Here is a 25,452-nt window from a genome sequence, read left to right as displayed (position 1 = left end):
TCATCGAGTCTTGGAGGAATCGCCACTATGACCCCCGAAAGCGTTGCCAAGCGGCACGAGACCCGCAACGGCATCGAGTTCGCCGTCGCCGACCTCGAGGCCGCCGAGTTCGGCCGCAAGGAGATCCGCCTCGCCGAACACGAGATGCCGGGACTGATGGCGCTGCGGCGCGAATACGCGGAGGTCTACCCGCTGCGCGGGGCGCGCGTGTCCGGTTCGCTGCACATGACGGTGCAGACCGCGGTGCTGATCGAGACGCTGGTGGCGCTGGGCGCGGAGGTGCGCTGGGCCTCCTGCAACATCTTCTCGACGCAGGACCACGCGGCCGCCGCGGTCGTCGTCGGCCCGCACGGCACGACCCAGGAGCCCAAGGGCGTCCCGGTGTTCGCGTGGAAGGGCGAGTCGCTCGAGGAGTACTGGTGGTGCACCGAGCGGATGCTCACCTGGGACGGCGAGGGCCCGAACATGATCCTCGACGACGGCGGTGACGCCACGATGCTGGTGCACAAGGGCACCGAGTTCGAGAAGACGGGTGTCGTGCCGACCCCGGACGAGAACACCTCGGACGAGTTCCGCGTGTTCCTCGAGCTGCTGCGCGCGTCGGTGGCGGCGGACACCGGCAAGTGGACGAAGATCGGCGAGGGCATCCACGGCGTCACCGAGGAGACGACGACCGGCGTCCTGCGCCTGTACCAGCTGGCGGCGGCGGGCGAGCTGCTGTTCCCGGCGATCAACGTCAACGACGCGGTGACGAAGTCGAAGTTCGACAACCGCTACGGCATCCGCCACTCCCTGATCGACGGCATCAACCGCGGCACCGACGTCCTGATCGGCGGCAAGGTCGCGGTGGTCTGCGGCTACGGCGACGTCGGCAAGGGCGCCGCGGAGTCCCTGCGCGGCCAGGGCGCGCGCGTGATCGTCACGGAGATCGACCCGATCTGCGCGCTGCAGGCGGCGATGGACGGCTACCAGGTCAGCACGCTGGAGAACGCGCTCCCCGAGGCCGACATCGTCATCACGACGACCGGCAACAAGGACGTCGTGCTGGTCGAGCACATGGCGAAGATGAAGCACCAGGCGATCCTGGGCAACATCGGCCACTTCGACAACGAGCTCGACATGGCGGGCCTCGCCCGTTACCCGGGCATCCGCCGCGTGAACATCAAGCCGCAGGTCGACGAGTGGGTGTTCCCGAACGGCAACACGATCATCGTGCTGTCGGAGGGCCGCCTGCTGAACCTGGGCAACGCGACCGGGCACCCGTCGTTCGTGATGTCGAACAGCTTCTCCAACCAGGTGATCGCGCAGGTCGAGCTGTTCACCAAGCACGAGGAGTACGACAACGAGGTGTTCCGGCTGCCCAAGAAGCTGGACGAGAAGGTGGCGAAGATCCACCTCGACGCGCTCGGTGGTGAGCTGACGAAGCTGACTAAGGCGCAGGCCGAGTACATCGACGTGGACGTCGAGGGCCCGTTCAAGCCGGAGCACTACCGGTACTGAGGTTTTCGCTGGTCAGGGCCGCCCCGAAAGTGTTCGGGGCGGCCCTTTGTCCTGCGCCGTGAACAGTGATAGCACGAATGGGTGATGTGTTATCATGGTGTCGTGAAGCAGTTGATCACGAGGATCGACGACGAGCTGCACGCCCGGCTGAAGGCCCGAGCCGAAGCCGAGGGGCGCAGCATGAACGACCTGGTCACGGAAGCGTTGAGGGGCGTAGTGGCGAAGACCGAAACCCGGGCGGACTGGAAGCGGCGCTTGATCGCCGAAGGCAAGATCGTGCACGTGGAGCCCCCGGCTCAGGTGCCGACGCTCGACGAAATCGAAGAATTGTCCCGAGGGTGGGGCACTGCTGTCAGCGAAGCACTCGACTGGACCCGAGGGGAGTGGTGACCGTGCTGTATGTCGACACCAGCGCGTTGGTCACGGCTTACCTGCGGGACGAGCCGGAACACGACAAGTTCCGCGAGCTGCTCCTCGAAGGCGGTGACCCGATCATGAGCAGCGACTTCACCCGCATCGAGTTCGTCGGCGCGATGACGGCCGCCAAGCGGACCGGCCGCATCCCCGATCCCGCGGCGCTGCTGGCGCACTTCGATCACTTCGCCTCCCCGGACGGTGACCTGCTGCTCATCCCGTTCGATCCGGAACGGGTGATTCCCGCCGCGAGCCGGCTGGTCGCCGAGAACTACCCGGTGCGCACACTCGACGCGATCCACATCGCGGTCGCGATGCACTCCACGGCGGAGCTGACCGCAGGCGACCCGGTCACCTTCGTCACGCGTGACGAACGGCAGGCCGACGCGGCCAAGGCCAACGGATTCGAGGTGCTCTGACCGAGTCCGGCGCCGAACACCGCGGGCGTCAGTTCCACTCCACGGCGACCCCGGCCAGCCCGGGCCCGGCGTCGCTGAAGAACGCGCTGCTCACCCCGCCCATGTCGCACGCCAGTTCCTCCGCCACCACCGGCAGCGCGTCGTCTCGTGCCCGCACCTGACGGGTGCACCGGGCCGGCAGCGCGTTGCGGTCGAAACGCAGCTGGACCAGGTAACTCGCGCAGCGGTCGCGCAGCATCCGGTAGTACCCCGGCGACGCCGACCCCGAGTCGTCGCGGACCTCGAAGCAGAACACGTGGATGTCGCCCTCGGCGAGCTTGCGGTCGAACAGCAGCTCCGTCGCCATCGTGTCCGCGTCCGGGTTGCGGCGCATCCGGCCCACGCGGCAGCCCTCGTCCGTGATCAGCTCGACGTCGTCGATGCGGCAGCCCGGGTCGCCGTTGTACACCGTCAGGTACCGGTCCGGGCCGTGCCGGCGCGCCCGCGTCACCAGCCGCGTGCGCAGGCTGACCTGGCGGTGTTCGGCGTCGAACGTGATCGTGTCGTGGACCGACAGCAGTTCGAGGTCCGCGTTGTAGTGGTTCGACGACGGGTACGCGCCCAGCTCGGCCAGCAGGTCCTCGACGATCGAGCCCATGTCGCCGGAACGCAGGTCGTGGAACGACGCCGCCGGCTGGTGGCCGCGGCGGACCAGGCGCGGGCCGATCAGCACCACGAGGGCATCGGCCGGCAGCTGGAGGACCGATTCCAGGGCCCGGACCGCCGGCAGCGCCTTCGGCACCTCGGGCTGGCGGAGGCCGCGTTGCCAGTAACTCAGCGTCGACTGTCCGATTTGGACGCCACGCAGCGCGAGGTGCGCCCGCAGCCGCGCCAGTGACAGCCCGCGGTAGGCGATCGCGAGCCGCAACGCGTGGTGGAACTCACCCGTGCGGAGTGCCTCGGTCAGCTCTTTGGGCAGTTCGGCGACCGATGCCCGGGTCGTGCGGGCGCCATCGATGATCAGTGGGAGGTTCCCGTCTTGTGCCACCGCTCGTCCCTTCACCCGACCAGTGTGTGCGCTGGGCGTGAACACCGCGGAACGTTCACGTTAGCAGCGTAGGGTGGGCGTGCCGACCCCCGTTCAGGGTGGTTGGCCTCCTTGAGGTGACTGTTCCGCGTTCCGGCTGTGCCCCGGAACGGTCCGTTCCGCCGGATGGCGTTCTTGCTCCTTGTGACGGCGTTGTTCACCGTTGTGACCACCGCTGGTTCGCCCACGTTCGAGCAGGAGGCCGTCCGTGCTGGTGAAGTCGAGCCAGGTTCACGCCGTACTGGCTTTGAGCCTGCTGTTGTGCCTGGTCGCACCGGTCACCGCCGGAGCCGCGCCCGGAGTGCCGTCGACCTACCGGAACCAGATCGTGCTGCAGCTCCAGCAGAAGAACCAGTGGTGCTGGGCGAGTTCGGGCGCCACCATCGCCGCCTACCACGGCCTCGCCGTCAGCCAGACGCAGTTCTGTCAGCTCGCTCACAGCGAAACCGGCGCGGACTGCGCGAACCTCCCGGGCACCCTCGCCGACCCGCAGCGCGCGTTCGCGAAGCTCGGGTTCAGCTCGCCGGGCCGCTACCTCGACCGGCGGATCCCCTACGCCGACGTCCGGACGCAGACCGCGGCGAACCGGCCGGTCGAAACCCGCGTCGGCTACCGCTCGGGCGGCGGCCACGCCCACGTCCTCTACGGCTACGACACCCGCGGCGACTGGGTGTTCTGGGGCGACCCCGGCCCGGCCAAGCGCTACAACTGGTCGACCTACGGCTACTACGCGCACAATTCGTCGTTCACCTGGACGCACACGCTCACCGGGATCGCCCGATGAGCAGGCGGGCGCTCGTGCTCGCCGTGCTGACCGGCGCGGCGCTGCTGATGACGGCTCCGGTGTCAGGCGCGGCCCAGGCCGCCGGCATCAGCAGCGCCGACGCTGTGGCCGCGCACACCGCGGCCGCGGGTCTCCAGGACACGCTCGTGCGGTTCTTCGCCGCGGCGCCGGACGCGAAGGGGCCGGTGACGGTCGAGGTCACGCCGGACACCTTCCCCGTATACGAGCTTTCGCCGGACTTCGTCGCGGGCAAGCCCGACGCGGCCCCGGGCGACTTCGCCTACTTCGCGATCCCCGTGCGTGCCTCCGACGGCCGGACCGCGACGCTCTGGTCGGTCCGCGGCTCCGACGGCGCCTGGCAGATCGGCAACATCGCCTCGGGTGACGTCGAAGGCGGGTACGCCCGCAAGCTGCCCGCGGGCGCCCAGCTGCTGCACGAACCGCAGATCGACGCCTGGTACGCGGTCGACGGCCGCCGTGTCACGTCGCTGGCCGACGGCAAAGCGGTCGCCGACTACCAGCGGACCGTCGCAGCCCGCTACGCCGACAAGCTCCCCGGCTCGGCCTACGCCCGCAACGGCGAGGCCGGCGGCTTCGACGCCACCTCCCAGGTGATGCCCCGCGGCGACGGCGGCCCGGCGCCCGCCGGCCACGACACCGGCTGGGTGCCGCTGCTGATCCTCGTCGGCGTGCTCGCGGTCAGCGGCGCCGGTTACGTGCTCCACCTGCGGCGGAACCCCGCCTAGACGAACCGGCGGGCTCGGCGTCGATCCCCTTCCACCGAGCCCGCCGGTCCACCACCGCTAGGGTTTCCCCCGTGGGTCGACTGGTGGTCATCGAAGGGCTCGACGGCGCGGGCAAGCGCACGCTGGCCGACGGGCTGACGGCGGCGCTCGGCGCGAAGGGCGCGAGTGTCGCGTCGCTCGCGTTCCCGCGCTACGGCAAGAGCGTGCACGCCGACCTCGTCCGCGAGGCGCTGCACCGCGGGCACGGCGACCTCGCCGACTCCGTGTACGGCATGGCCCTGCTCTACGCGCTGGACCGCAGCGGCGCCGCGGACGAGATCCGCGCACTGCGGGACGCGCACGACGTCGTCCTGCTCGACCGGTACGTCGCCTCCAACGCCGCGTACGCGGCCGCGCGGCTGCGGCAGGACGCCACCGGCGAAGTCGTGAAGTGGGTGTGGGACCTGGAAGTCGACCGCTTCGGCCTGCCCCGTCCGGACGCACACCTGCTCCTGCGCGTCGCCCCGGCGGTCGCGGCCGAGCGCGCCGAACGCCGTGCGGCGACCGAAACCGGCCGCGAGCGCGACGCCTTCGAGACCGACGACGGGCTGCAGCGGCGGTGCGCGGCCGTCTACGACGGGCTCGCCGCGGCCGGCTGGCTGGCGCCGTGGCACGTGCTGGACGGCGTCGCGGGCGTCGACCTCGAGGCGCTGGCGACGTCGCTGCTAGGCCAGTAGCCGGGCGGGGTCGAACTGCGCGATCGGGTGCGCCGTCGCCCCGTCGACCACCAGATCGGCGAGGATTTCGCCGATCACGGGGGCGAACTTGAAGCCGTGGCCGGAGAACCCGCACGCGAGCACCACGCGCTCTTCGGCCGGGTGCGGGGCGAGCACGAAGCTTTCGTCGGCCGTGTCGGTGTACATGCAGGTCGCGGCCCGGAGGAACGCGCCGGGCAGCGTCGGCAGGTGCCGTTTCAGCACGGCCTCGATCTCGTGGACCTCGTCGCCCGACACGGTCCGGTCGATGCCGTCGGGGGTGCACGTCCGGCCGCCGCCGTGGAACGCGACCTTCACGCCGTCCGCGGGCGCGTTGTGCGCCGGGAAGCCGTAGAACGTGTAGCCGTCGGCTTCCCAGATGTAGACGGGGTGGTCCCGGAACGGCGCGATCCCGCCCGACGGCGCGAACCAGTACTGCACCTGCCGCCGGACCGTGAAGGCGACGCCGAACCCGAGCAGCAGCTCGGCGGCCCACGCGCCGGGGCACAGCACCAGGCGGTCGGCCGTGTAGTAGCTGTGCGACGTCCCGACGCGCACCCCGCCGGCCATCGTGCTCCAGGTGAACACCTTCTCTTCGTGGTGCAGTTCGGCGCCGCACCGCGCGGCGAGCTGCAGGTGTGCGGCCACGGTGCCCTCGGGGGACACGAGCCCGGCGCCCGGCTCGTACAGCGCGACTTCGTCCGGCGAAGGCGTCATGGTCGGGAACCGGCGGCGGATCCCGGCCGCGTCGAGGAGTTCGTGCGGGATGCCGAAGGCGCGGGCCGACGCCGCGCTGCCGGTGATCGTGCGCGAGTCCGCCGTGCCGACCATGAGCCCGCCGCAGCGGGTGAACAGCCGTCGTCCGCTGTCGCGCTCGAGGCCCTCCCACAGTTCGTGCGCCCGCAGCAGCAGCGGCACGTACTCGGGGCCTTCCAGGTACGCCTGGCGGGTGATCCGCGAACCGCCGTGGCTCGACCCGCGGTTGTGCACCGGCGCGAACTGGTCGATGCCGAGCACCCGCTGCCCACGCTGCGCCAGCCGGTACGCCGCGGCGCTGCCCATTCCGCCGAGCCCGACGACGATCACGTCGTAGTGCGTCACGCCGCCCTCCCGTATCCATCCACAGTGGACAGTTGTGGCACGGCGGCCGGGGTTGTGTCTGTTGTGGACAGTACTGGCAGTGCTGGTGCTGCCATGACTTCCTCCGGGCGTCGAAGTTGCGCCTTCAGCAACAACGTGCGTGATGCGCGACGCGGTGTCAAGCGCCCGAACGGTGCCCGCTAGTCCCGGAAGTACCCCAGCTGCGCGGAAAGCTCGTCCGCCGCCTCGGTCATCGGCTTCACGATCTGCTTCACGCGCTGCTTCGAAAGCCGGTACGACGGGCCGGACGCGCTCATCGCCGCGACGACCTCCCCGCCCGGCCCGTGGATCGGCACCGCGACGGCGTGCATGCCCAGCTCGAGTTCCTCGTAGCAGGCCGCGTAGCCGTCTTCGAGGACCCGGTCCAGCTCGGTCAGCAGCTCGTCCGGCTCGACCGTCGTGCGCGGGGTGTACTGCTCCAGCTTGCGCTTAAGCACGCGCTTGCGCTCGGTCTCGCCCATGTGGGCCAGCAGGACCTTGCCGCTGGAGGTCGCGTGCAGCGGCGTGCGCTGGCCCGTCCAGTTCTGGGTGGTGATCGCGGCCGAGCCGCGGGCCTGGCTGATGTTGATGGCCACGCCGTCGTCGGCGATGGCGATGTTCACCGTCTCGCCCAGTTCCTCGGCCAGCGCCAGGCAGCTGGCCCGGCCCAGTTTCGCCAGGTCCATGCGGCCGGTCGCGGCGCCGGCCAGCCGGACGACGCCGAACCCGATGGCGTACTTCCCGCGTTCGCCGAGCTGCTCGACCAGGCCTCTCGTCTCCAGGACGCTCAGCAGCCGCGACGCCGTCGACTTGTGGACGCCGAGCTCGCCCGCGATCTCGGTGATGCCGGTTTCGCCGTTGCGCGCGAGCAGCTCCAGCACGCTGATGGCCCGGTCGACCGACTGCACCTGGCTCTGAGTTGCGTTGCCCGAGTCCTGGTTCCGCATGGCGCAACAGTATCCGTTTCGGTGGGTTCCTATCGGCTGAGTGGGCGAATCTCTTGACGGCGAGGCCCCCTGACCTGGATTGTTGCGCAAGGAGCACAGCGTCTCGCAATGCGCAACTTTTACGTACCGTCCCGGCATCCTGTCAGTCGTTCTCCGGAGGCCCCGATGATCCGAGCCTGCGCCGTCGCCGACCTGCCCGCAGGAGAGGCTCTCCGCCTCGACGGCCCCGCCCCGATCGCGGTGTTCCACACCGAAGCCGGCTTCTTCGCCGTCGACGACACCTGCACGCACCAGGACGCCTCGCTCGCCGACGGCTGGCTCGAAGGCTGCTTCGTCGAATGCCCGCTGCACGCCTCGCAGTTCGACCTGCGCACCGGCGTGCCCACCTGCCTGCCGGCGAAGCAGCCGCTGCGGACGTACCGCGTGGTCGTGGACGGCGGCGTCGTGTACGTCGACGCGCCCGTCCCCGCCGTTCCCTGAACTTTCCTCGCAGGTCCGCGGAGGCCGCGCCGGGGGACTCCGAGCCCGCCGGCGCGGCCTCCGCGGACCGTCCACCGGCACCCGGATGGAGCAGGACCGGGCCGCGATCTTGATCTTTCTGGTGGTCAAACACGCGGGTCGTGCGTGCGGGCGCCGGAACTAGTGCGAATATGTGGACATGAAGGCACGTGTTCTCGTGGTCGACGACGACCCCGCACTCGCGGAGATGCTCACCATCGTGCTCCGTGGGGAGGGGTTCGACACGGCGGTGGTCGCCGACGGCTCACGCGCGCTGCCCGCGCTGCGTGAGCTGAAGCCGGACCTCGTCCTGCTCGACCTGATGCTGCCCGGGATGAACGGGATCGACGTCTGCAAGGCGATCCGCGGCGAGTCCGGGGTGCCGATCGTCATGCTCACCGCCAAGAGCGACACCGTGGACATCGTCCTCGGCCTGGAGTCCGGCGCGGACGACTACGTGGTCAAGCCGTTCAAGCCGAAGGAGCTGGTCGCGCGGGTCCGGGCCCGCATGCGCCGCACCGAGGCCGAGCCCGCGGAGTCGCTCACCATCGGCGACCTGGCGATCGACGTGCCGGGCCACGAGGTCACCCGCGAGGGCAAGGCGATCCCGCTGACCCCGCTGGAGTTCGACCTGCTGGTGGCGCTGGCCCGCAAGCCGCGCCAGGTGTTCACCCGCGAGGTGCTGCTGGAGCAGGTCTGGGGCTACCGCCACGCGGCCGACACCCGGCTGGTGAACGTGCACGTCCAGCGCCTGCGGTCGAAGGTCGAGAAGGACCCGGAGCACCCCGAGGTGGTGTTGACCGTTCGCGGTGTCGGGTACAAGGCCGGCCCGCCGTGATGAGTCGATGAGCACGGAGACCGGCAGACGGCTCCCCGCGTTCGCGCGCTCGACGGCACGCCTGGTCCGGCGTGTCGTCGTTTTCGCGCGCCGCCGTGCGGTCGCGTTCAACGAGCTGTGGAAGCACTCGCTGCAGTTCCGCGTGACGGTGTCGACGCTGGCGCTGTCGTCGGCCGTGGTCTTCGTGCTGGGCATGGTGCTGCAGAACCAGATCACCGAACGGCTGCTCGACACCAAGCGCGACGCGGCGATCGCGCAGACCCGCGCGGCCGCGGACACCGCGGCCGGTGAGCTGGTCGGCCTCGGTTCCGAGAACGACGAGGCGCTGACGAACCGGCTCGAAAACGCGCTGAAGAAGATCGCGATCACCCCGACCAGCCAGGACGCGGCCGGCTCGGCGGCGGGCACGTTCGTCCCGGTGCTCGCCAGCGGCGGCCGCAACCAGTCCGGCGACCCGGCGTCGGCGGGCCCGTTCGAGAACGTGCCGCCGCGGCTGCGCCAGTTCGTCGAAGCCGACCAGACGAGCTGGCTCGAGCACACCGTCACCGACGACGGCGGCAGCCGCACGACGTATCTGATCGTCGGCACGCCGCTGAACACCGTGGCCAGCCCGCTGCAGCTGTACCTGCTGTTCCCGCTGACGACCGAGCAGAACACGGTTTCGACCGTGCAGAACACGCTGCTGGTCGGCGGCCTCGTGCTGCTGCTCCTGCTGGCCGGCATCACGAACCTGGTGACGCGGCAGGTGGTGCGGCCGGTCCGCCAGGCCGCGGCGGCGGCCGAGCAGTTCGCCGGCGGCGACCTCGACCAGCGGCTCGCCGTGCTCGGCGAGGACGACCTGGCGAAGCTCGCGGTGTCCTACAACGAGATGGCCGCCAGCATCCAGCGCCAGATCCGCCAGCTCGAGGAGTTCGGCGGCCTGCAGCGCCGGTTCACCTCCGACGTCTCCCACGAGCTGCGCACCCCGCTGACCACCGTCCGGATGGCCGCGGACGTGCTGCACGCGTCCCGCGAGCAGTTCCCGGCCGGGCTCGCGCGCTCGACCGAGCTGCTGGTCGACGAGCTCGACCGGTTCGAAGCGCTGCTCGGCGACCTGCTGGAGATCAGCAGGCTCGACGCGGGTGTCGAGGAGCTGGCCGCGGAGTACATCGACGTCCGCCCGATCGCCACCCGCGCGGTCGAGCAGGTGCGGGTGATCGCCGGCAACGCGGGCAGCTCGGTCGAGCTGGTGCTGCCCGAGGACGAGGTGATCGCCGAGGTCGACGCCCGGCGCGTCGAGCGGATCCTGCGCAACCTGCTGGCCAACGCCGTCGACCACAGCGAAGGCAAGCCGGTGGTGCTGACGGTCGGGGCGAACGAAACCGCCGTCGCGATCACGGTCCGCGACCACGGCGTCGGCCTGCGGCCGGGCGAGGCGGACCTGGTGTTCAACCGGTTCTGGCGCGCCGACCCGTCGCGCAACCGGCGCACCGGCGGCACCGGCCTCGGCCTGGCGATCAGCCAGGAGGACGCGCGCCTGCACGGCGGCGAACTCGACGCGTGGGGCGAGCCCGGCCACGGCGCCTGCTTCCGGCTCCTGCTGCCGCGCAGCCAGGACGTGCCCGCCGGCGACCCGCCGCTGACCCTGCCGCCGCCGGACCGCTTCGCGGCCGAAGTGCCGCTCGGGATCATCGACGTCACGCCGGCGCCGGAGGCGATCTTTGCGGAACGTGAGGGAATCGGTCAGTGACGCAACACGCTTTTCGGGGGTCCGGGTGGCGGAGCCCCCGGCTCGGGGCGAAGCCCCGGTTGACACGGGTTCTTCTCTCGGTGCTGTGTTTCGTGCTGCTTGCCGGCTGTGCGAACGTGCCGCTGGAATCGCAGCCGCAGGTGGTCCCCGGCGAGCGTCAGGGGCAGAGCTCCGGTGACGTCGTGCCGGAGCCGCCGCCCGGCATCGACCCGCTGTCGCTGGTCCGCGCGTTCGTCGGGGCGACGCTCAAGCCGGGGCAGAACAACGCCGCCGCCCGCGCCTACCTGGACGAGCAGGGCCGTGCGGGCTGGCGGCCGAGCCGCAGCCTGACGATCATCCAGGACACCTTCGGCACGGTCTACGACACGAACCCGCCGCCCGACCCGAACACCCAGGTCGTCAACGTGCGCGGGGTCGACATCGGCTCGCTGGACCAGAACAGTGCGTTCGTGCCGGACCACAGCCCGGCGATGCTCCAGGTGAAGGTGCGCAAGCAGGCGAACGGCCAGTGGCGGATCGTCGACCCGCCCCCGGACCTGTACGCGACCGAGTCCGACTTCAGCGAGAACTACACGCCGGTGCCGGTGAGCTTCTATTCGGAGTCTTCGAACACGTTCGTCCCCGATCGGCGGTACGTGGTCGCGAAACCGCAGTCCGGGCTGCCGGGCCGGGTGATGGACCTGCTGGTCAGCGGGCCGTCGACGAGCCTGGCCGGCGCGGTGAAGAACCTGCTCGGCGAGCCGATCGAGATCGACACGAACGTCAAGAGCCTCGACGACGGGACGCTGGTGGTGCCGCTGACCGGCCTCACCGGGGTGCCGGACGACATCCGGAACCTGATCGCCGCGCAGATCGTGCTGTCGCTGCAGTACGTCACGTCGGCGCGGATCCGCATCCTCGCCGACGGCGCCCCGCTGGTGCCGAACCACCCGGACTGGCGGCTGAACGAGCTGCCCGCGTACGGCGCGTCGCTGTCGATCGGCCAGGAGCTGCTGGGCCTGATGACGGTGGGCGGCCGGGTCCGGTCCCTCGGCGACGGCGCCCCGGTGCCGGGCCCGGCGGGCAACGGCGGCTACGACGTGGTCAGCGCGGCCCAGTCGATCGACGGCAAGCGCCTGGCGGTGGTGGAGCGCGCGGACGGCGGAGTGCGGCTGCGGATCGGCGACCTGGGCCACGACCTGGCGCTGACCACCCTCGGCGGAAGCTCCCTGACTCGCCCGACCTGGCGCCCGGCCACCGGCGAGGTGTGGACGGTGGTCGACGAGCTCACGGTGTGCCGGATGGTCCTCGACCCGAACGGCCACTGGACGGCCCTGCAGGTCAACGCCACGGACCTGACCCAGCAGGGCGGCGTGACAGAGCTGCGCTTCTCCCGCGACGGCGCCCGCGTGGCGGCGGTGATCAAGGGCGAGCTGTGGGTGGCTTCGGTGGTCGTCAACGGCGATTCGGTGTCCCTGCGCGAGCCCCGCCACCTCCAGCAGCACGAGCTCGAGGACGTGGTGGACGTGGACTGGGTCGCCCAGGACGGCCTGGTGGCGGTGACGAAGTCCCCGTCCCAGCCGGTGGTCCGCGTGACGGTGGACGGCCAGCGGATGGACGCGTTCAACAGCAGCAACCTGACCCCGACGGTCCACGGCGTGACGGCGGCGCCCAGCCGTCCGATCGTGGTGGCGGACGCGAACGGCCTGTGGACGGCATCGGTGCTGGGGGAGGTGTGGCGCCCGCAGAGCCACACGATGAAGGACGCGGATCCGTTTTATCCGGGCTGATCTTTCGCTCGTGTGGGTGACGGCTGGAGCGCCGAAACTGTCGGTGCCGGTCGTGACACTGTCCGTGTGCTGAGGAAACTGATCGATCTGCTGATCCCGGCCCGCTGCGCTGCGTGCGGAGCGCGCGGGGAGCCGTGTTGTGCGCGGTGTGAGGGTGTTTGGGGCGCGGCCAGGGAGGTGTCACGCGCGCCGACGGCGGGGGTGGTGCGGGTGTTCGCGCTGGCCCGGTACCGCGGGGTGGGGCGGAAGTTGCTGATCGCGTTCAAGGAGCGGGGGCGTCGCGATCTGGCGCCGTCGCTGGGGAGGGTGCTGGCGGAGGCCCTCGTCGAGCTGCCGCTGGAGGTGGGCGGTCCGCCGGTCGACCGGGCGGCTCCCCATGCCACGGTCCTGCCGTTGGCCGTGCAGGTCCCGGCTCGGGCGATCTGCGCGGCCCCAGCGAGCCGCCGATCGGCTGCCGAGGTTCCGGACCGGGCGTTGTGTCTGGTCCCGGCGCCCAGCCGCCGGTCGGCCGCACGGGTGCGGGGTGGCCCCCACGTCGAGCGCCTAGCCAACGCCGCGGCGAGGGTGCTGGCGGCCCGGGGCATCGAGGTAGTGGTGGCCCCGGCCCTTGAGTTGGCTGCCGGAGCCCGCGATGCGGTCGGCTTGAGCCGCGAGCAGCGCATGGCCAACCTCACGGGCCGCTTGCGGTTCCGCGAGGCGGGGCGGCCGCCACCGGGCGTGCCGATCGTGGTGCTGGACGACGTGGTCACCACCGGAGCCACGGCAGCGGCCTGCACCCGAGCGCTGGCGGCGGAGGGATTTACGGTCTCCGCCGTCCTGACCCTGCTCGCAGCCGGCTGAACCGGGCGAGCTTCCCGAGGCATGGGAAGGAGCGATCCATACCACCACTGTGGCCCTTCGACGGCAGGAGCGCACGCCGGCCGATCATGTGACAGCTCGCGGCCCCGAGCCGGGCGGTCTTGCTTCGCCCGCTCAACGGGGTGACGGCCGCCGCCTCGGGTGGTGGGCTCGCCGTGCCCGGTCAGCGTGCTGCCCGGTCCCGCAGCGACAACCCGGACCCTCGCGCCGGGCGGCCTCGCCGCGCCCCTTCATCGTGCTGCCCAAGCCCCAGCGCCAACCCACCCCTCGAACCGGCCAGCCCGCCCCGAACCATCGCCGGGCCACACCACCTCACCCCAACCACACGCCCGCACACCCCGAACCACCGTGGTACCGGTTCCGCGCCACCCCCGCCAAAAGCCCCCACCCACCAATCCCCGCCCAGGTCGAGCCCACAATCCACCCCACCCCGCGCGCCCGGGTGACCCCCGCGTCACCTACACGAGTGACATCAACCGGGAACGCGAACGGACCGGCGGCCGTTGTCCGGGCATGAGGGTGCCGATCATCACCACCCGGCCGCCACACCACTCCACCGGAGTGGCGGCTGCGGGAGACCGGGCTGTCACCCTCGGCGTCCACCCGGGAACACCAGTGCGCCGTCCGTGTGAAAGCACGGCCACCGCGGCGCGTCCGACCAGCGGGTGTTTTGTGGTGCCCGCCCCGCGATCACTGCGCGGGGTGACCGAGTCCCATCCCCTGACATCCCCCGGCTCGGGGGCTGTTGTAACGGGCGTGAGGAAGCTAACGTGCTCCGCAATCAGCAATCCCCGCAGGCAGGGAGGTGACGAGCCCATGTCCCTGGCGCCGGAGGTGCGCTGAGTCCGCGCTCGGTCACCGGCACGAGACGTCGTGATCCGTCCCGAGTTCCTTCTCAGCCCGCGATCCGGGCTTACGTCCCCGCAATACCGGCGCCGTGTGTGAACACAACAGCTCGCAGTCATCTCAGCGAGGGAGGTCGTGTATGGACATCGTCGTTAAGGGCCGCAACGTGGAGGTGCCCGACCACTACCGGGCACTCGTCAGCGAAAAGCTGGCCCGTCTCGAGCGCTACGACAGGAAAGTCATCCGGTACGACGTGGAACTGTTCCACGAACCCAACCGGCGCCAGGCCAAGAGCTGCCAGCGCGTCGAAATCACCGGAAAGGGGCGAGGCCCGGCCGTACGCGCCGAAGCGTGTGCCGCCGACTTCTACGCGGCGCTCGATTCCGCAGTCACCAAGCTGGAAAACCGGCTGCGGAGGACACACGACCGGAGGCGCGTGCACTACGGCCGCAGCCGCCCGGAATCGGTCGCCGAAGCGACCTCGGCACTGCCGGGTGGTGGATCCCCGGCCGCAGCCAGTCCCGCCGCGCGTACCGCGGTGTTGGACGCACCCGAAGCCGAACCGCAGACGAACGGCTTCGCGAGTGCCGAAGAATTCCACCTGCCCCAGCAGCAGAGCTGGGCCGACGACGACCTGGGTCACCAGCCCGGCCGCGTCGTTCGCGAGAAGCAGCACACCGCGGAACCCATGACGGTGGACCAGGCTCTCTACGAGATGGAGCTGGTCGGCCACGACTTCTACCTCTTCAACGACTCCGACGCGGGCCGGCCCAGCGTGGTCTACCGGCGGAAAGGCTTCGACTACGGCGTCATCCGGCTCGGCTGAGCCGGGTAAAAGGGAGGTCAGCCGGAGGGCCCGCACGCGCTTGCGTGCGGGTCTTCCGCATGTCAGGACGTACGGCGTGTGCACACGAGCGCCACCGTTCCCTACGATGGGGGTGGGAAGGTGGCGCCGAACACGGCCGCCACCGCGGGAGAACCTGCCCGGGACCGGCCTGGGCGCGCTCATATTCAGCTAGTGAGGTCGACCGGATGGTGCTGAACCGCCTGCTCCGCGCGGGTGAGGGCAAGATGGTGAAGCGGCTGCGCAACATCGCCGATCACATCAACACCCTCGAAGACGACGTCAAGGACCTGACCGACGCCGAGCTGCGGGCCAAGACCGAGGAGTTCCGCAAGCGGAACAGCGACGGCGAATCCCTCGACGACCTGCTCCCGGAGGCCTTCGCGGTCGTCCGGGAAGCGGCCAAGCGGGTGCTGGGCCAGCGGCACTTCGACGTCCAGCTGATGGGCGGTGCGGCCCTGCACCTCGGCCAGGTCGCCGAGATGAAGACCGGCGAGGGCAAGACGCTCACCTGCGTCCTCCCCGCCTACCTGAACGCGATCCCCGGCAAGGGCGTCCACGTCGTCACGACGAACGACTACCTGGCCAAGCGCGACTCGGAGTGGATGGGCCGCATCCACCGCTTCCTCGGTCTCGAGGTCGGCGTCATCCTCTCGGAGCAGCAGCCGGACGTGCGGCGCTCCCAGTACAACGCCGACATCACCTACGGCACGAACAACGAGTTCGGCTTCGACTACCTGCGCGACAACATGGCGTGGAGCCTCGACGACTGCGTGCAGCGCGGGCACAACTTCGCCATCGTCGACGAGGTGGACTCGATCCTCATCGACGAGGCCCGGACGCCGCTGATCATCTCCGGCCCGGCCGACCAGTCGTCGCGCTGGTACGTCGAGTTCGCCCGGCTCGCGCCGCTGATGCAGGGCATCGACACCACCACGATGGGCTCGCGTGAGCGGGTCGAGAAGACGAACCTGATCAACTCGAAGTACCACTACGAGGTCGACCAGCGGAAGCGCACCGTCGCCGTCACCGAGAAGGGCGTCCGGTTCGTCGAGGACCAGCTCGGCATCGACAACCTGTACGAGGCCGCGAACACCCCGCTGGTCGGGTACCTGAACAACGCGCTGAAGGTCCAGGAGCTCTTCCACCGCGACAAGGACTACATCGTCCGCAACGGCGAAGTCATGATCGTCGACGAGTTCACCGGGCGCATCCTGCACGGCCGCCGCTACAACGAGGGCATGCACCAGGCGATCGAGGCCAAGGAAAAGGTCGAGATCAAGGCCGAGAACCAGACGCTGGCCACGATCACGCTGCAGAACTACTTCCGGCTTTACGAAAAGCTTTCCGGCATGACCGGTACGGCCGAAACCGAGGCCGCGGAGTTCCACCAGACCTACAAGCTGGGTGTGGTGCCGATCCCGACGAACCGGCCGATGATCCGCGTCGACCAGGCCGACCTGATCTACAAGACCGAGCAGGCCAAGTTCGAGGCCGTCGCCGAGGACATCGCCGAGCGGCACGAGAAGGGCCAGCCGGTCCTGGTCGGCACCACGAGCGTCGAGAAGTCCGAGCACCTGTCGAAGCTGCTGGTGAAGCTGAGCGTCCCGCACGAGGTGCTGAACGCGAAGCACCACGACCGCGAGGCGCTGATCGTCGCGCGCGCCGGCCAGAAGGGCGCGGTCACGGTCGCCACGAACATGGCGGGCCGCGGTACCGACATCGTGCTCGGCGGCAACCCGGACCTGATCGCCGACCAGGTGCTGCGCGAGCGCGGCCTGGACCCGGTCGAGCACTCCGAGGAGTACGAGGCCGCCTGGCCCGAGGTCCTGGAGCAGGTCAAGGCGGAGTCGAAGGCCGAAGGCGAAGAGGTCCGCGAGGCCGGCGGTCTGTACGTCCTGGGCACCGAGCGGCATGAGTCGCGCCGCATCGACAACCAGCTGCGCGGCCGGTCCGGCCGTCAGGGCGACCCGGGCGAGTCCCGCTTCTACCTCTCGCTCGGTGACGAGCTCATGCGCCGCTTCAACGCGACCATGGTCGAGCGCGTCATGACGACCATGCGCCTGCCCGACGACGTGCCGATCGAGCACAAGATGGTCTCCAAGGCCATCAAGAGCGCGCAGACCCAGGTCGAGCAGATCAACATGGAGCAGCGCAAGGACGTCCTCAAGTACGACGAGGTCATGAACGAGCAGCGCAAGGTGATCTACGCCGAGCGCCACCGCGTCCTGGCCGGCGAGAACCTGCGCGACCAGATCGAGGGCATGCTCGAGGACGTCGTCAACGCCTATGTGGACGGCGCGACGGCCAACGGCTACGCCGAGGACTGGGACCACGAGAAGCTGTGGTCGGCGCTGAAGCAGCTCTACCCGGTCAGCATCGAGTGGGACGACCTGGTGGAGGACGGCGACCTCGACGCGAGCGGCCTGCGCGAGGCGCTGCTCGAGGACGCCCGCCACGCGTACGACAAGCGCGAAGAGGAGATCAACGCGCTCGTCGGCCCGGAGGGCATGCGGACCCTGGAGCACCAGGTGATGCTGACGGTCCTCGACCGCAAGTGGCGCGAGCACCTGTACGAAATGGACTACCTCAAGCAGGGCATCGGCATGCGGGCGCTGGCGCAGCGCGACCCGCTGATCGAGTACCAGCGCGAGGGCTTCGACATGTTCCGCGCGATGCTGGACTCGCTGAAGGAGGAGGCCGTCGGCTTCCTGTTCAACCTGCAGGTCGAGCGCGCGGAAGCCCCGCCGGCCGAGGCCGCGTCGGCGCTGCCCACGGGCGTCCCGACGGGCAACGGCCAGGCGACCGAGGGCCGCCACGCGCGTCCGGCACCGCCGCAGCCGCCGACGACGGACACCGAGTCGGTCCCGGCGGCCCTGCGCGGCAAGGGCCTCGGCGGCGGCGGTCAGCCGTCGGGCATGACGCTGTCCGGCCCGGGCGAGGACGGCGAGGTCGAGTCCCACGCCGAGGGCGGCGCACGCCCCGCGGGCGGCGGCGCCGGAGGTACCCGCCGGGACCGTCGCGCCGCGCAGCGCGACGCGGCGAAGAAGGGCAAGAAGGGCCCGCGTCGCTGACAGACGAGAACGAACGGGGCGCGCGGCAGGTTCGCGCGCCCCGTTTTCGTCCCCGGACGTGACAGGGTGCCGCAGGGGATTTCCGCCGCACCGATGTGGACGGTGCGGCACGGTGCCCGGCGGTGAGCGAGCACCGCGCACCCGCCTCACGCCGCTCGCCGGCTCGGCTGGCCCGGCTGCTGTGGCCTCAACAGCGCGAAGCGCTCGCACCGCCAGCCCGTCGGCGTGCGGGTGAAGCGGGCCGCCAGCGCGAACGACCGGCCGTCCGCCTCCACGCGCGCGCACGCCTCGACCACGTCCGGTGCCGGGGTGCACGTGTGGACGGTCTGCGTCCGGTGGCGTGGGCGTGGCAGGCGTGGCCCGCTGAGTCCCGCGTAGACCGCCGGGGCCACCAGCGCCCGCACCTGCGCCGCCGGGCGGCGGCCGTCGTAGGCCTCCAGCAGCGTGTTCAGCAGGTGGCCCACCTCGCCCGCGTCGAGCTGCCTCGGCGACGGCCACCGGCCGCGGCGGTGATCCGGCGGGGTCACCGATTGTTCCCCGAGGCGTGGCACTTCGTAGTCGGCCAGCGTTCGCAAGCGGTGTTCCTCGATCATTTTCTCCCCTTCCTGACTCGCATTCCCTTGGAGTGGGAACAGGCCGAAAAGGACACCGGAATCGCTCGATCAGGGCGAGAACCCCGGAAGACGTGGATTGCACGTGGCCGATGCGGTAAGTCCGACCGGCGTTGTTGCGCACTGCGAGACACCGCGTTGCCGCCCCGGCTATGGTGTGCCGGGTGCTGAAAGGGCTATTGGTCGATTTCGCCGGAGTTCTCACCGATCCCGACGCAGGCCGGTTCTACGACTATCTGGCGGCCGCCCGCGAGCGCGGCGTCCGCACCGCGCTGCTGTCCAACGCGCCCGGGGCGTCGGACGAGGTCAAGAACACGATGTTCGACTATTTCGACGCGCTGGTGTTTTCCGGCGAGGTCGGCGTGGCCAAACCCGACCCGGCGGTCTACCTGATCGCGGCCGACCGGCTCGGGCTGCCCGCGGCGGTCTGCGCGTTCGTCGACGACTCCGCGACGAACATCCGCGGCGCCGTCCAGGCGGGCATGATCGGGGTGCAGCACCGGTCGGTCGGCGAGACGCTGGAGGAGCTCGCCGTGCTGTTCCCCGACGGGTGAGGGTCAGCGCGCGCGGCGGACCAGCTCGAACGACAGCACCGCGGCGGCGGCCGAGACGTTCAGCGACTCGGCGTCACCCGGCATCGGGATCGACAGCCACTCCGTGACGAGCTCGCCGACCTCCGGCCCGACCCCGGCGGTCTCGCCGCCGAGGACGAACGCGGCGCGCTGCGGCAGGTCCACGTCGAACACCGTGGTCTTCGCCGACGCGCCCAGCGCGTAGACGCCGTAGCCGGCCTCGGTGAGCTCTTCGGCGGCCTCCCGCGCCGACCCGCAGCGCAGCACCGGCGCGCGGAACGCCACCCCGGCCGACGCCTTGACGACCAGCGGGTCCAGCGCCGCGACGCCGCGCCGGGGCACGATCACGCCGTCCAGCCCGGCCGCGGTCGCCGTCCGCAGGATCATGCCGACGTTCGCCGGCGTGGTGATGCCGTCCAGCAGCAGCACCCGCGACGGCGGGCGCCGGTCGGCCAGCGCGGCGGAAAGCGCTCGCATCCGCGGCGCGACGACGTCGGCGAGCACGCCCTGGTCCTGCTTGCCGTTGCCGGCGAGGACCTTGACCCGGTGGGCGCTGGCGCGCTGCACCGGCACACCTGCGGCCTTCGCGGCCCGCTGGATCTCCGCCGCACCGGGGCCGCGGGCGGTATCGGCGAGGATCACCTTGTCCACGCGCAGACCGGCGTCCGCCAGCGCCTCGAGCACCGGCTTCCGGCCGTAGACGGTCAGGAAGCGGTCCTTCGGCGAGATAGTCGACTCATCACCCACACCCCGCAGTCTCGCACCATGAAAGGATCGGCCCATGCCCGACCGCCTTTCCGCGCTGGACGCCTCGTTCCTCTACCTCGAGGACCACGCGACGCCGATGCACGTCGGCGGGGTGGCGATCTTCGAGCGGCCGCGGTCCGGGTTCAGCTACGCGCAGCTGGTCGACCTCGTCGGCGGGCGGCTGGCGTACCTGCCGCGGTACCGGCAGCGAGTGCTGGAGGTGCCGGGTCACCTGGCGCGCCCGGTGTGGGTGGACGACGTCGACTTCGACCTGAACTACCACGTCCGGCGTTCGGCGCTGCCCCAGCCGGGCAGCGACGAGCAGCTGTTCGACCTGGTCGCGCGGCTGATGTCCCGGCGGCTGGCGCCGGAGCGGCCGCTCTGGGAGGCGTACTTCATCGAGGGGCTGGCCGGTGACCGGGTGGCGCTGGTGACGAAGACCCACCAGTCCGTTGTGGACGGTGTCGGCACGATCGACCTCGGCCAGCTCATCCTCGACGCGACGCCGGCCGAGCCGGAGCCGTTCGAGGACATCTGGACCCCGCGCCGCGAGCCGAGCCGCACCCAGCTGGTGCTCGACGCGATCAGCGAGGGCGTCCAGCGGCCGGGCGAGGTGGTGGAGAACGTCCGGTCGGCGGCGAACGACGCGTTCGCGGCGGCGGGCAAGTTCGCCGAGACGGTCGGCGGGGTGGCGTCGACGCTGCGCACGCTGGTGAGCCCGGCGCCGCCGGGACCGCTGAACGTCCGGGTGTCGGGCGGCCGCGTGTTCGCGGTGGTGCGCACGCGCCTGGAGGACTTCCGCAAGATCCGCGCGGCGCACGGCGGCACGGTCAACGACGTCGTCCTCGCCGCCATCACGGGCGCGCTGCGCGAGTGGCTGCTCTCGCGCGAGGAGCAGCTGACGCCGAACACGACGATCCGCGCACTGGTCCCGCTGGCGGTGCGCGACGCCGAGACGGCGGAGTTCTCGACGCCGGCCCTGGTCGGCAACCAGGTGGCGGCGTACCTGGTGGACCTGCCGGTCGGCGAGCCGAACCCGGTCCTGAGGCTGCAGCACATCGGCCACGCGATGGCCGAGCACCTCGATTCGGGCCGCTCGGTCGCCGCGCGCGGCCTGCTCAAGGTGGGCGGCTTCGCCCCGGCTACGCTCCATTCGCTCGGCGCGCGGGCGGCGGGGTCGCTGTCCGGGCGCATCTTCAACGTCATGGTGACGAATTCACCGGGCCCGCAGGTGCCGATGTACGCGGGAGAGGCCAGACTGGTCGAGATGTTCCCGGTGATGCCGTTGATGCGCACGCAGGCGCTGGCGATCGGGGTGACGTCCTACCACGGCGGCGTCTACTTCGGACTCAACGGCGACCGCAAGGCCGCGTTCGACGTGGATCTGGTGGCCGGGATGATCGAAGAGTCCCTGGAAGAGCTGAAGGGTGCGCACTGGTGAGGGTCTATCTGCCTGCGACCATCGCGATGCTTCGCGACCTCGAGTCCTCGGGGGAGTTCCGCGCCCGCAGCGGCACGGCGTTCGCGCTGACGCCGGCGTTGCGCGAGGCGTACGTGAGCGGTTCGGACGAGGAACTGGAGTACGCGGCGCTGCTGGACGCGGCCCGGGCATCCCTGCGCCTGATCGCGGCGGAGGAGAAGGGCGAGCCACGCCGCGTGGTGGTGTCGGCGGACGTGGCGGGCGTGACGTTGCGCCCGGACCTGGACGCCCCGGTGGTCCGCATCGGCGGCCCGATCCCGCTGTCGGCGGTGGCGGCAATCCACGTGGACGCACCCGAGGCAGCGGAGGCGGTGTCAGCGGCGGCGGCGGTGATCGACGCGGCGGACCTGGGCGACCCGGACGCGGAGTTCACCTTGGGCGATGCCGAGGACCATGAGCTGGCTTGGTATGCGCCGCAGGAACTGCCGTTCTTGCTGGAACTGCTCTGAGTTGTCCACAGGTGGGGACACCTGTGGACAACTGGCGTTGAGGCGGGGTTGCTGTCGGTGGGGGCCGATAGACTGGACTTGGGACGCCCCCCGTGGAGGGCGGGGGCTGTCTAGTTGGTCTTAGGGCTGCTGGTAGGCGCGGCGCGGGGTGCGGCATCCGCTGGCATTGGTCCTGGTCCTGGTCCTGGCCGCAGCCGCTGCGGGCGCGCAGTCATTCACCGCGATCGGGGAATGGGCTGCCGACGCACCACAACGGGTGCTGGCCCGGCTCGGCACCCGGTTCGATCCCCACCGCAACCGGCACGTTCCCCCGGAGGAAACCACCATCCGGCGAGTGCTCTGCGACATCGACGGCGACAACCTCAACGTCGCAATCATCGGCTGGAACAACGGCACCACCCACACTCCCGCAGCGATCGCGGTGGACGGCAGCCTACCGCGAAGACGCATCCCGCACCCGCACCGGCCCCGCGCCATGGCCACCCTCCGCAACCTCGCCATCAGCGCCCTGCGCGACACGGGCCACAGCAGCATCGCCGCAGCACCGCGACCCATGGCCCGAGACACCACTCGGCCACTCACCCTCTTCGGAATCCCCGCATGACCAGCACAAACGACTTTGCCGGAACCCTGCCGGAAAGGGCGGCCCTGTCTGATTGGGTCTTAGGGCCGGGTCGGGCCGCAAAACGCAGGGCTTGTCACTCCGCGAACCACTCAGGTCCCGGCACCGGCCGTTCACACCGCCACCCGGTCGCCGCCATCAGCTTCCCCGAATCCACCCGCTGCGACCGCCCCATCGGCTCCGCCAGCGGGATCCGCGAAACCAGCCACTTAGGCAACGCCCGCGCCCGCCGCACCCCAGCAGCCGCGGCCATCGCCGCTCCCAGCTCGCCCTTCCGCACCGGTGGCGCCCCCACGTTGTAAACCCCGGAAGGCGCCCCCAAAGCCGCCGCCGCGGCAGCCGCCGCGTCGGTTGGGTGGATTGCTGTTGTCCAGTCCTCCCGTGCGCCGATGATCAGCGGGGCTCCGCGGCGGGCCGCGGCCAGCAGGGCCGATGTCATCGGGTCCGAGCCCACCAGCAGGCCGATCCGGAGCCTGACCACCGTCCGGTCCGTCAGCGCCGCCACGTTCTCGTGCGCCACCTCCGATGATGCCGTCACCACCCCCGGGCGCAGGGGAGCGTCCTCCTTCAGCAGAGCGTCGCCGCCGTCGGCGTACCCGAACGAGATGCCCTCCTGGACCACCGTTCGCACCGCTTCGACCTGCCGGACCGCCGCCGCCAGCGTCGCGCTGCCCTCAATGCGGACCCGGTCGTTCGCCGCCCACGCCGTCTTGCTCGTCATCTTCCGGGGGATTCGCGTCGCCAGGTTCAGCACCGCGTCGTGCCCGCGCAACGCCGTGACCAGCGATTCGACCGAAAACAGGTCGCCCATCACCGGTTTTGCGCCCGTCGCCTGCACCCGCTCGGCCGAGCGCGCCAAGCCGCTCACCTCGTGCCCCGCCGCCAGCAGCTTCGCCACCGCCGGCCCGCCCAATACGCCCGTCGCCCCGATCACCAGTACTCGCATGCCGACCGGACGAGGCAGCGGGCGGAAACGTGACTACCCCACCTCGCCCGCCGGTGGCGGCTGGACGTCGACCGGGGCGCCCCAGTCCGAATACCGCGTGGTGATGCGCGCCTCGGCGCCCGGCAGGATCGGCGAGAGGTCGAGGACGATCTGCAGTGGCCGGTGCGTCTCGTCGAGCCACAGTTCCACCGGGAACTTGCCGGTCGCCGCGCCCGGGGGCAGGCCCGCCGGCAGGTCGGTGCCCAGGCGGGCCGGGTCGAGGTCGACGCGGTAGTGCTCCGCCGCCACGCCGTTCAGCCGGCCCCGCTCCGCCGCGACGATCGTGCCCGCCGTCCGGATCTCGCCCAGCGTGTGCGCCGGGTCGTTCTGCGTGGTCAGCTGGGTGAGGCTGCCGCCGAGGACCTGGGAGAACGGGTCCGTGCCGTCCGCCGCGACCACGATCCACGGCTTTCCCGCGCCGACCTCGTCGCGCGAGCCTTCCGGCACCTTCGCGTACAGCTTGCCGCCCACCGCCCGCAGCTCCATCGGCTCGCCGAGGAAGTCCGTCGTCATCACCTGGGCCGTTCCGCCGGCCCCGAACCGCGCCTGGCCCTGGCCCTTCGACCGGACCGAGCCGACGGCGACGTCCGTGCCGAACTTCGCCGAGCCGCCGCTCGTCGTGGCCGCCGTGGCGGCGTCGGCCAGTGCCCGCGCGTCGTCGAACGCCGGTGGTCGCGGCGGCTCGGAACACGCGCCGGCGAGCAGGGCGGCCAGCAGCACCACGGCGGCTTTGCGCATGGCGACAACAAAAACACAGCGGCTCCCCCGAACTCGTTCGGGGGAGCCGCCGCTACTCAGCGTCGTGCGGTCAGCGACCGGCCTTCTTCATCAGCTCGCCGAGGTCGACGACCTGGTCGGCCGGCGGGGCCGTCACGTCGACCTGGGTGCCCCAGTCGCTGTACTTCATCGTGAACTTCGCGTCGCCGGCCGGCGCGCCCAGCGCCTGCATCATCGGCCCCTGGTCCATGGTGACCTGCACCGGCAGGTTGTCCTTGTTCAGCCACAGCTCGGCCGGGATCTTGATGTCCTTGCCCTTGAGCATCTCGGTGAGCTTGTCGCGCGCCGCGGCCGGCACCTGGCCGGTGAACTGGTCGACGGCCTTGGCGACGTCGAGCTCCACCTTGTAGTGGTTGACCTGCTCGCCGTTCAGCTCGGTCTGGTCGGACGAGATGATCCGGCCGGTCTTGGAGATCTGGTCGAGCATCTTGCCCGGGTCGCTCTGCTCCGCCGACTGCGACAGCGCGCCGCCCAGCGCCTGCGAAACCGGGTCCGTGCCGTCGGCCGAGATCTTGGCCCACGCCTTGTCGGTGCCCATCTGCTTCTGCTCTTCGGCGGGCAGCTTGATGTACATGACCTTGTCCACCATGCGCATCTCGGTGGTCTGGCCGGCCGCGGTGCTCGTCATGGAGAACTTCGTGTCCGCGCCGTCGAACGCCATCGCGCCGGTCGCGGTCATCGTCTGGCCGCCGGCGGCGCCCTCCATGGTGAACTTCGCCGACTTGGACTTCTCGGTGCCCTGCTTGGACGCCGACGCCAGCTGGATCGCGTCGGTGAACGGGGACGCGAGGCCCTTGCTGCCGCCGTCGGACTGGGACTGGCCGCCCGCGGCCGCCGGCTGGGCGGTGCCGGTGGCGGAGTTGCCACTGCACGCGGTCAGCGTGAGCACCAGCGCGGCGCCCGCGGCGACCAAGGTGGTCTTGCGCATCGAAATTCCCCTCAGAGTCGGATGGTCCGCTCGGCATATCGCCCGAACGGGCGAATAATTACACCTGTGACGGTGACGATCCCCGGTCGGTTCCCG

General features: G+C 70.8%; 25 protein-coding genes. 17 read left to right on the top strand and 8 right to left on the bottom strand.

Annotated elements, in window-relative coordinates:
• The first annotated feature begins 27 nt into the window (after positions 1-27).
• The 3 genes from ahcY (at position 28) to OO60_RS11655 (ending at position 2,333) form a co-directional block, all read left to right on the top strand.
• A complete protein-coding gene (ahcY, locus tag OO60_RS11665) occupies positions 28-1,500 on the top strand; it encodes an adenosylhomocysteinase (protein WP_003085556.1) in 1,473 nt (490 codons plus the stop codon).
• Between the two features lie 102 nt (positions 1,501-1,602).
• Positions 1,603-1,890 (top strand): FitA-like ribbon-helix-helix domain-containing protein, encoded by a 288-nt coding sequence (locus OO60_RS11660; protein ID WP_033261305.1) that lies wholly within the window; start codon positions 1,603-1,605, stop codon positions 1,888-1,890.
• Positions 1,887-2,333, top strand: a complete 447-nt coding sequence (locus OO60_RS11655) for a type II toxin-antitoxin system VapC family toxin (protein WP_240490700.1) — start codon at positions 1,887-1,889, stop codon at positions 2,331-2,333. Before OO60_RS11660 ends, OO60_RS11655 begins: the two co-directional genes overlap by 4 nt.
• A gap of 28 nt (positions 2,334-2,361) precedes the next feature.
• Here OO60_RS11655 and OO60_RS11650 read toward each other — a convergent pair whose 3' ends face one another.
• Entirely contained in the window at positions 2,362-3,360 is a 999-nt protein-coding gene (locus OO60_RS11650; protein ID WP_003085563.1) for a hypothetical protein, read from the bottom strand.
• A gap of 247 nt (positions 3,361-3,607) precedes the next feature.
• Between OO60_RS11650 and OO60_RS11645 the strand changes: the two genes are divergently transcribed.
• The 3 genes from OO60_RS11645 to OO60_RS11635 all read left to right on the top strand — a co-directional run bounded on the left by OO60_RS11645 (position 3,608) and on the right by OO60_RS11635 (position 5,645).
• Positions 3,608-4,183 (top strand): papain-like cysteine protease family protein, encoded by a 576-nt coding sequence (locus OO60_RS11645; RefSeq protein ID WP_003085568.1) that lies wholly within the window; start codon positions 3,608-3,610, stop codon positions 4,181-4,183.
• Positions 4,180-4,929: a hypothetical protein gene (locus OO60_RS11640; protein ID WP_033261304.1), complete on the top strand. Its 750-nt coding sequence runs from the start codon at positions 4,180-4,182 to the stop codon at positions 4,927-4,929. The genes OO60_RS11645 and OO60_RS11640 overlap by 4 nt, the downstream gene beginning before the upstream one ends.
• Before the next feature lie 83 nt (positions 4,930-5,012).
• Positions 5,013-5,645 (top strand): dTMP kinase, encoded by a 633-nt coding sequence (locus OO60_RS11635; protein ID WP_003085602.1) that lies wholly within the window; start codon positions 5,013-5,015, stop codon positions 5,643-5,645.
• On the opposite strand, the gene solA is transcribed toward OO60_RS11635, so the two are convergent.
• Together solA and OO60_RS11625 are read right to left on the bottom strand one after the other, a co-directional pair.
• The gene (solA, locus tag OO60_RS11630) at positions 5,634-6,764 is read right to left on the bottom strand and encodes an N-methyl-L-tryptophan oxidase (RefSeq protein WP_003085606.1); all 1,131 of its coding nucleotides are present in this window, start codon (positions 6,762-6,764) and stop codon (positions 5,634-5,636) included. The genes OO60_RS11635 and solA overlap by 12 nt on opposite strands.
• A 179-nt stretch (positions 6,765-6,943) precedes the next feature.
• Positions 6,944-7,729 (bottom strand): IclR family transcriptional regulator, encoded by a 786-nt coding sequence (locus tag OO60_RS11625; RefSeq protein ID WP_003085609.1) that lies wholly within the window; start codon positions 7,727-7,729, stop codon positions 6,944-6,946.
• A gap of 165 nt (positions 7,730-7,894) precedes the next feature.
• Here OO60_RS11625 and OO60_RS11620 point away from each other — a divergent pair, with 165 nt between their 5' ends.
• The 7 genes from OO60_RS11620 to secA all read left to right on the top strand — a co-directional run bounded on the left by OO60_RS11620 (position 7,895) and on the right by secA (position 18,185).
• Entirely contained in the window at positions 7,895-8,209 is a 315-nt protein-coding gene (locus tag OO60_RS11620; RefSeq protein ID WP_003085612.1) for a bifunctional 3-phenylpropionate/cinnamic acid dioxygenase ferredoxin subunit, read from the top strand.
• Positions 8,210-8,387: 178 nt separating this feature from the next.
• Positions 8,388-9,065, top strand: a complete 678-nt coding sequence (gene mtrA / locus OO60_RS11615; RefSeq protein WP_003085616.1) for an MtrAB system response regulator MtrA — start codon at positions 8,388-8,390, stop codon at positions 9,063-9,065.
• Positions 9,066-9,072: 7 nt separating this feature from the next.
• A complete protein-coding gene (gene mtrB, locus OO60_RS11610) occupies positions 9,073-10,794 on the top strand; it encodes an MtrAB system histidine kinase MtrB (protein ID WP_003085617.1) in 1,722 nt (573 codons plus the stop codon).
• On the top strand, positions 10,791-12,563 hold the full coding sequence (locus tag OO60_RS11605) for an LpqB family beta-propeller domain-containing protein (protein WP_420835560.1): 1,773 nt from the start codon (positions 10,791-10,793) through the stop codon (positions 12,561-12,563). The genes mtrB and OO60_RS11605 overlap by 4 nt, the downstream gene beginning before the upstream one ends.
• A gap of 201 nt (positions 12,564-12,764) precedes the next feature.
• Positions 12,765-13,403, top strand: coding sequence for a ComF family protein (locus tag OO60_RS11600; RefSeq protein WP_003085623.1), 639 nt, complete (start codon positions 12,765-12,767; stop codon positions 13,401-13,403).
• Between the two features lie 1,003 nt (positions 13,404-14,406).
• Positions 14,407-15,093 (top strand): ribosome hibernation-promoting factor, HPF/YfiA family, encoded by a 687-nt coding sequence (hpf, locus tag OO60_RS11595; RefSeq protein WP_003085632.1) that lies wholly within the window; start codon positions 14,407-14,409, stop codon positions 15,091-15,093.
• Positions 15,094-15,299: 206 nt separating this feature from the next.
• Positions 15,300-18,185, top strand: coding sequence for a preprotein translocase subunit SecA (gene secA / locus OO60_RS11590; RefSeq protein ID WP_033261301.1), 2,886 nt, complete (start codon positions 15,300-15,302; stop codon positions 18,183-18,185).
• 146 nt (positions 18,186-18,331) lie between these two features.
• Here the strand turns inward: secA and OO60_RS11585 are convergent, their stop codons facing one another.
• Positions 18,332-18,778, bottom strand: a complete 447-nt coding sequence (locus tag OO60_RS11585; RefSeq protein WP_003059747.1) for an Rv3235 family protein — start codon at positions 18,776-18,778, stop codon at positions 18,332-18,334.
• A gap of 197 nt (positions 18,779-18,975) precedes the next feature.
• On the opposite strand from OO60_RS11585, the gene OO60_RS11580 reads away from it, so the two are divergent.
• The gene (locus tag OO60_RS11580; RefSeq protein WP_003059750.1) at positions 18,976-19,350 is read left to right on the top strand and encodes an HAD-IA family hydrolase; all 375 of its coding nucleotides are present in this window, start codon (positions 18,976-18,978) and stop codon (positions 19,348-19,350) included.
• Positions 19,351-19,353: 3 nt separating this feature from the next.
• On the opposite strand, the gene OO60_RS11575 is transcribed toward OO60_RS11580, so the two are convergent.
• Positions 19,354-20,115, bottom strand: coding sequence for a TrmH family RNA methyltransferase (locus tag OO60_RS11575; protein WP_003059751.1), 762 nt, complete (start codon positions 20,113-20,115; stop codon positions 19,354-19,356).
• A gap of 34 nt (positions 20,116-20,149) precedes the next feature.
• Between OO60_RS11575 and OO60_RS11570 the strand changes: the two genes are divergently transcribed.
• The 3 genes from OO60_RS11570 (at position 20,150) to OO60_RS11560 (ending at position 22,648) form a co-directional block, all read left to right on the top strand.
• Positions 20,150-21,556, top strand: coding sequence for a WS/DGAT/MGAT family O-acyltransferase (locus tag OO60_RS11570; protein WP_033261300.1), 1,407 nt, complete (start codon positions 20,150-20,152; stop codon positions 21,554-21,556).
• Positions 21,553-22,044 carry a DUF6912 family protein gene (locus tag OO60_RS11565; RefSeq protein WP_081655723.1) on the top strand — a complete coding sequence of 164 codons (492 nt, stop codon included), beginning with the start codon at positions 21,553-21,555 and terminating at the stop codon, positions 22,042-22,044. Before OO60_RS11570 ends, OO60_RS11565 begins: the two co-directional genes overlap by 4 nt.
• Positions 22,045-22,192: 148 nt before the next feature.
• A complete protein-coding gene (locus tag OO60_RS11560) occupies positions 22,193-22,648 on the top strand; it encodes a transposase family protein (RefSeq protein WP_081655724.1) in 456 nt (151 codons plus the stop codon).
• A 94-nt stretch (positions 22,649-22,742) separates the two neighbouring features.
• Here the strand turns inward: OO60_RS11560 and OO60_RS11555 are convergent, their stop codons facing one another.
• The 3 genes from OO60_RS11555 to OO60_RS11545 all read right to left on the bottom strand — a co-directional run bounded on the left by OO60_RS11555 (position 22,743) and on the right by OO60_RS11545 (position 25,356).
• Positions 22,743-23,612: an NAD-dependent epimerase/dehydratase family protein gene (locus OO60_RS11555; RefSeq protein ID WP_033261299.1), complete on the bottom strand. Its 870-nt coding sequence runs from the start codon at positions 23,610-23,612 to the stop codon at positions 22,743-22,745.
• Positions 23,613-23,645: 33 nt separating this feature from the next.
• On the bottom strand, positions 23,646-24,389 hold the full coding sequence (locus tag OO60_RS11550) for an SCO4651 family lipoprotein (protein ID WP_003059763.1): 744 nt from the start codon (positions 24,387-24,389) through the stop codon (positions 23,646-23,648).
• A 70-nt stretch (positions 24,390-24,459) separates the two neighbouring features.
• The gene (locus tag OO60_RS11545) at positions 24,460-25,356 is read right to left on the bottom strand and encodes an SCO4651 family lipoprotein (RefSeq protein ID WP_003059766.1); all 897 of its coding nucleotides are present in this window, start codon (positions 25,354-25,356) and stop codon (positions 24,460-24,462) included.
• Positions 25,357-25,452: the final 96 nt, after the last annotated feature.

This window comes from Amycolatopsis vancoresmycina (assembly GCF_000716785.1).
GTDB classification, from domain to species: Bacteria; Actinomycetota; Actinomycetes; order Mycobacteriales; family Pseudonocardiaceae; genus Amycolatopsis; species Amycolatopsis vancoresmycina.
The sequence above is the reverse complement of the archived record's forward strand: the minus strand, read 5'-3'. Positions and strand labels throughout refer to the sequence as shown.